This window comes from Streptomyces sp. UNOB3_S3 (genome assembly GCF_020740895.1).
In the GTDB taxonomy this organism is placed as follows: domain Bacteria; phylum Actinomycetota; class Actinomycetes; order Streptomycetales; family Streptomycetaceae; genus Streptomyces.
In genome coordinates this window covers 1-5,548 of the sequence record NZ_JAILXP010000437.1, presented here as the reverse complement: position 1 = coordinate 5,548, position 5,548 = coordinate 1, and the positions used below count along the sequence as shown (strand labels likewise).

5 protein-coding genes and 1 pseudogene are annotated in these 5,548 nt (G+C 74.2%); 5 read left to right on the top strand and 1 reads right to left on the bottom strand.

Annotated elements, in window-relative coordinates:
* The 3 genes and pseudogenes from K6I33_RS31065 to K6I33_RS31055 all read left to right on the top strand — a co-directional run.
* Window positions 1-529, top strand: a pseudogene (locus K6I33_RS31065) (hypothetical protein); the annotation flags it as partial.
* 118 nt (window positions 530-647) lie between these two features.
* The gene (locus tag K6I33_RS31060; RefSeq protein WP_229357884.1) at window positions 648-1,220 is read left to right on the top strand and encodes a phospholipase A2; all 573 of its coding nucleotides are present in this window, start codon (window positions 648-650) and stop codon (window positions 1,218-1,220) included.
* Window positions 1,221-1,308: 88 nt separating this feature from the next.
* Window positions 1,309-1,959 (top strand): HAD family acid phosphatase, encoded by a 651-nt coding sequence (locus K6I33_RS31055; RefSeq protein ID WP_229357883.1) that lies wholly within the window; start codon window positions 1,309-1,311, stop codon window positions 1,957-1,959.
* 25 nt (window positions 1,960-1,984) lie between these two features.
* On the opposite strand, the gene K6I33_RS31050 is transcribed toward K6I33_RS31055, so the two are convergent.
* Complete coding sequence (locus K6I33_RS31050; RefSeq protein ID WP_126915997.1) at window positions 1,985-2,245, bottom strand: GlsB/YeaQ/YmgE family stress response membrane protein; 261 nt, start codon at window positions 2,243-2,245, stop codon at window positions 1,985-1,987.
* A 150-nt stretch (window positions 2,246-2,395) separates the two neighbouring features.
* Here K6I33_RS31050 and K6I33_RS31045 point away from each other — a divergent pair, with 150 nt between their 5' ends.
* Window positions 2,396-2,815, top strand: coding sequence for a metalloregulator ArsR/SmtB family transcription factor (locus K6I33_RS31045; RefSeq protein WP_229357882.1), 420 nt, complete (start codon window positions 2,396-2,398; stop codon window positions 2,813-2,815).
* Window positions 2,799-5,432: a magnesium-translocating P-type ATPase gene (gene mgtA, locus K6I33_RS31040; RefSeq protein WP_229357881.1), complete on the top strand. Its 2,634-nt coding sequence runs from the start codon at window positions 2,799-2,801 to the stop codon at window positions 5,430-5,432. Before K6I33_RS31045 ends, mgtA begins: the two co-directional genes overlap by 17 nt.
* Window positions 5,433-5,548 lie beyond the last annotated feature (116 nt).

Below are 5,548 nucleotides of genomic sequence, written 5' to 3'. Positions count from 1 at the left end.
GCCCCATCCCCCCTCGCAGGTCACCTCACCGCAGCAGCCCGGCGCCCCGAACCCCGGGAACCCACCGGCCGGGCAGCAGCCGAACCCCCAGGCGCCGGGCCCCGGCGTGGTCGCGCCCTTCGATGTCGACGGAACGTACAGCGGAAGCCTGAACGGGGCCGTCTGCGCGTCTCCCGAGTGCTTCATCACCATCGCGAAGCAGAGCGACGCGACCGGCCCGGGCGCGGATCAGGCGGGGCACATCACGATCCTGTTCACCGCCGTGAACTACACACCCGCGTTCACGGGTGTGGCCAGTCAGGTCAACGAGAAGGTCGGCCCCATGGCGGCCACGCTCGCCGACGACGGCACGGTCGAGGGCTCCGGCACCATGACGGAGACCGACACCTCCCCCGGTGGCGAAGGCGCCACGGCCACGGGCCAGTACACGGTGACCGGCAACATCAAGGACGCCACGACCGGTTCGCCGTCGTACGTCCTCCATATGAAGCTGGACGGCATGCCCTACGACTTCACCGGTGCGCGCTGAGGCCTGTCCGGCGGATCGGTGCCGACCCGTCGCACACACCTCAGGGCTGTCCTTCTATGGAGCGAACCCCGCCCCTTTCCGGAGCGCGCCCATATGACGAAGGCGTAGACGGAACAGAGTGAAGACCACAAGGTTCCTCGCCCTCCCCGTCCTCTCCGCCCTCTTCGGCCTGGCCGTGGCCACGCCTGCCGCCCCTGCCACCGTCGCCGCCCCGGTGCCCACCGCCCAGAGCTCCGTCGCGTCCGCCAACGCCGACGCCACCGGTGCCGCGCCGATCGCCGAAGCCGGTGATCCGGCGCTCCGCAAGCGCGCCGACGCCCTCATGAACCTGACCTACCGGCAATTCGCCGCCCAACGCCACGTACCGCCCTTCGACTGGTCCACCGACGGGTGTACACCCCCCACCCCGTCCGCCTGGGCCACGGTCTTCCGTCCCGCCTGCGTCATGCACGACTTCGGCTACCGCAACTACGGCGGCGGCCTCCGGCTCGACCCCGGCGAGGAGCGCCGCGCTTGGGTCGATCGCCGTTTCCTGGAGGAAATGCGACGCGTCTGTGCCGACCGGCCGTCCGAGCCGGGCTTCGACTGCGCGGGAGCAGCACAGACCATGTACACGGCCGTACGCTCATTCGGTTCCACCGCCTGGTACGGAACGCCGTCTCGGGCCTCTGGGCAGCAGGGCCCGGAGTAGGTTCCACCGGCAACGGTGCATCCCCGCGTCGGGTGACGTTCAGGTCCGCGTCGCCGACGCGCCACCGCGCGTCGTGAGCATGCCACGCATGAGCGAAACGATCACGGCCCGTCGCGCCGCCACGACCGTCGTGGCCGCCGCCGTGCTGGCCCTCGCGGGCGCGGCCGCCGCCCCCGCCGAGGCGGCCACCCCCGCCAAGGCCACGGCCCCCGCCGCACGGACCTCCGGCACCGCCGGTCTCAAGGGCATCGACCACGACGCCTGGCTGAAGGACGTCCGCGCGGTCGTCGACCGGGCCAGGCCCTACGTCGCCGAGCGCACCGCCCACGCGGAGGGGCGCAAGCAGGCCGTCGTCCTCGACATCGACAACACCTCGCTGGAGACGGACTTCCACTGGGCCACCGTGCCCACGCCCGCCGTCGCGCCCGTCCTGGAACTCGCACGCTTCGCGCACGAGCGCGGGGCGGACGTCTTCTTCGTGACCGCGCGCCCCGGCGTGCTCACCCCGGCCACGGAGTGGAACCTGCGCAAGGTCGGCTACCCGGTCGACGGCCTGTACGTGCGGCACCTCCCGGACCTCTTCCAGGACGTGAGCACGTACAAGACCGCCAAGCGGGCGGAGATCGAGGCCAAGGGCTACTCGATCGTCGCCAACATCGGGAACAACACCACCGACCTGGTGGGCGGGCACGCGGAGCGGACGTTCAAGCTGCCGGACTACGACGGCAAGCTCTCCTGACGCCACGCGGGCACGCAAAGCGCCCTCAGCGCCGCTTCCGGCGGTCGTACCAGGCGATGCCCAGGGCGGCCAGGACGATCTGGACCACCCAGACGAGCCAGGTGATGCCCTTGGTGTCGTAGAGACCGAGCGGATGAGAGATGAGGGCGCCCACGAAGGCCGCCACGATGCCGATGACCACCGTCATCACGACGCCCACGTGCTGACGGCCCGGGACGACCAGCCGGCCCAGAACGCCGATGAACGCGCCGATCACGATCGCGCTGACGATTCCCGAGATTTCCATGACCTCCCCCTTGTGACCGGTTCCTGTCGATACACCCTGCCCATCCCACGACGGGTGCATGTCGGACCGCCGGCCCGGCGCGGTGCCTAGACTGGGGCCCTCCCGGGCGTGCGTACCACCGGGATGATCCACGGGGATGGGAGAGCGACAGTGACGGCAGGCGTCGGGAGCTTCGGGAGTCTCGAAGGGTCCCTCGACGGCACATGCGACCCGTCGGCCGAGGTGCTGGCCGAGGCGGCCGCCGCCTTCGGCCTGCTCGCCTCCTCCGCGCGGCTGCACCTGGTCTGGGCGCTGGCCCAGGGCGAGAGCGACGTCAGCGGGCTGGCCGAGCGGGTCGGCGGCGCGCTGCCCGCCATCAGCCAGCACCTGGCGAAGCTGAAGCTCGCCGGCCTGGTGCGCTCCCGCCGCGAGGGCCGCCGGGTGGTCTACCTGGTGGACGACCCCGACGTGGTGACCATCGTCCGGCTGATGGTCGGCCAGCTCGCCGACCGCAAGACCGACCGCAGGGCCGACACCGCCGACACCGGGGTGAACGCCGGCGCCGGACGCCTCCGTGGCCTGGGCGCCTGAGGCCCGTACGGCCCCCGGCCGGGACACGGGCGGCACCTCGCTGGAGGTGCTGCGCGCCCTGGAGAGCGGGCCCCGCGGGCTGACCGAGGCGGAGGCCGAGGAGCGCCTCGCCCGGCACGGCGAGAACGTCTTCCCCGGCCGCCGCCCGGCCTCCTGGCCGCGCCGCTTCGCGCGCAGCCTGCGCGATCCCTTCACCGCCGTCCTGGTCGGCCTCGGCCTGGTCTCCGCGGTCATGGCCTCCTGGGGCACGGCCTGCGTCATCGCCGTCCTGGTCACCGTCAGCTGTGTGCTGCGGGCCACCGGCGAGCACCGCGCCGACCGCTCGGCGGCCGCCCTGCGCGAACTGGTCGCCACCACCGCCACGGTCCGCCGCAGGGCCACCGAGTCCGCGCCGCCGGCCACCCGGGAACTCCCCGTCGAACAGCTCGTCCCCGGCGACCTGGTCCTCCTCGGCCCCGGCGACCTCGTCCCCGCCGACCTGCGCCTGCTGCGCGCCACGGGACTGACCGTCCACGAGGCGGCGCTGACGGGCGAGTCGGCGCCGGCCGCCAAGTCGGCCCCGGCCGCCACCACCGCGACCGCGCCGGGCCATCTGTGCCTCCAGGGCAGCAGCGTCGTCTCCGGCACCGGCAGCGGCGTCGTCGTCGCCACCGGGCGCGACACCGTCCTCTCCGGCGCCCTCCCCGCCGACGGCCAGGACGCCCGTCCCGGCGCCGATTCCAGTGGGCGCGGGCGTCTCCTCCGTCCCTTCGACCGCTCGGTCAACGGCATCGCCTGGACCCTCATCCGGTTCATGCTGCTCACCGCGCCCCTCGTCCTGCTCGCCGACGCCCTCGTACGCGGCCGGGGGCTCGCGACCCTCCCGTTCGCCGTCGCCGTCGCCGTCGGGCTGACGCCCGAGATGCTGCCGGTGATCGTGACCTCCGCGCTGGCGCGCGGCGCGGCGCTGCCCGCCCGCGACGGCGAGGTGATCGTCCGCCGGCTGCCCGCCCTCCACGACCTGGGCGCGGTCGACGTGCTGTGCGTGGACAAGACCGGCACCCTCACCGAGGACCGGCCCGTCCTCGCCCTCGCCGAGGACGCCGACGGCCACGCCGACCAGGACGTCCTGCGCTGGGCCGCCGTCAACGCCCTGTGGACCCTCCACCTGGCCGAGCTGCCCGTGCCCGACGCCCTCGACGAGGCCGTCCTCGAAGCCGACGCCGCGGACGTCCTCGCACACGGGGACGACCCCCGGTTCGCGGTCCTGGAGGGCGTCGACGCGCTGCCCTGCGGACCCGGCCGCCGGCTGTCCACCGCCGTCGTCCGCCGCCCCGGCGACCCCCGCTTCGCCCTCGCCGGCACCCACACGCTCGTCGTCAAGGGCGCCCCCGAGGACGTCCTGGACCGCTGCGCCCTCGACCCCGCCGAACGGGCCCGGCTCACCCGCCGCGCGGACGGCCTGGCCGCCGAGGGCCTGCGCGTCCTGGCCGTCGCCCGCGCCGAGCGCCCCGCGCGCGACCGCCCGTACACCGAGGCCGACGAGCGCGACCTGACCTTCACCGGCTTCGTGGGCCTCGCCGACGCCCCCGCGCCCACCGCCGCCGAGGCCCTCGCCGGCCTCGCCCGGAACGGCGTCACCGTCAAGGTCCTCACCGGCGACCACCCGGGCACCGCCGCCCGGATCTGCCGCGAACTGGGACTGGACCCCGGCACCCCGGTCACCGGCGACCGCGTCGACGAACTGGACGACGCGGAGCTCGCCCGCCTCGCCGCCGGCACCACCGTCTTCGCCCGCTGCGCCCCCGCCCACAAGGCCCGGGTCGTCCACGCCCTGCGCGGCGCGGGCCACGCCACGGGCTTCCTGGGCGACGGCGTCAACGACCTGGCCGCCCTCCACGCCGCCGACGTCGGCGTCTGCCCGCGCGACGGCGTGGACGTGGCCCGGGAGGCGGCCGACGTCGTCCTGGCCTCGAAGGACCTCACCTCCCTCGACCGGGCCATCGTCACCGGCCGGGGCGCCACCGCGAACATCACGGCCTATCTGCGGATCACCCTGTCGTCGAACTTCGGCAACGTGATCGCGATGCTGGTGGCCGGGCTGATGCTGCCGTTCCTGCCGATGCTCCCGGCGCAGGTGCTCGTCCAGAACCTCTTCTTCGACGCGGCCCAGCTCTCCCTCGCCTTCGACCGCGACTCCGGCGCCCACACCCGCCCCGCGGTGCTGCGCCCCCGCGCCCTGCTCCGCTTCGTGACGGGCTTCGGCCTGCTCAACGCGGCGGCCGACCTCGCGACGTTCGCGGTGCTCGCGCTGGCGGTGCGGTCGCTGGGGGCGGAGGCGGGGCAGGACGCGTTCCACGCGGGGTGGTTCACGGAGAACCTGCTGACGCAGGCGATGGTGATGGCGCTGCTGCGGTCGGGCCGCGGCGGCGCGCCGCGGCCCGTGCGGGCGGCTGTCGCCGGGCTGGCGATCGTGGGCCTGCTCCTGCCCGTGTCGCCTCTGGGCCCGATGCTGTCGATGTCGCCGCTGCCGACGCTTTACTACGGGCTGCTTGCGTTGGTGCTGGTGGTGTACGGGGCCGCGTTGTGGGCGGCCCGGTCAAGGCGGTTGTCTCCCCTGACCCGCCCCTTCCCGTAACCGGGGCTCCGCCCCGGACCCCGCTCCTCAAACGCCGGAGGGGCTGAATCAGCCCCTCCGGGCGGGGTACGAGGGGGCGGAGCCCCTTCGGAAACGGTGAAAGGGCGGGACAGGGG

Excerpts from the sequence above, each read along its gene's own strand:
- K6I33_RS31055 (WP_229357883.1), top strand. The coding sequence starts at position 1,309 with ATGAGCGAAACGATCACGGCCCGTCGCGCCGCCACGACCGTCGTGGCC.
- K6I33_RS31050 (WP_126915997.1), bottom strand. The coding sequence starts at position 2,245 with ATGGAAATCTCGGGAATCGTCAGCGCGATCGTGATCGGCGCGTTCATC.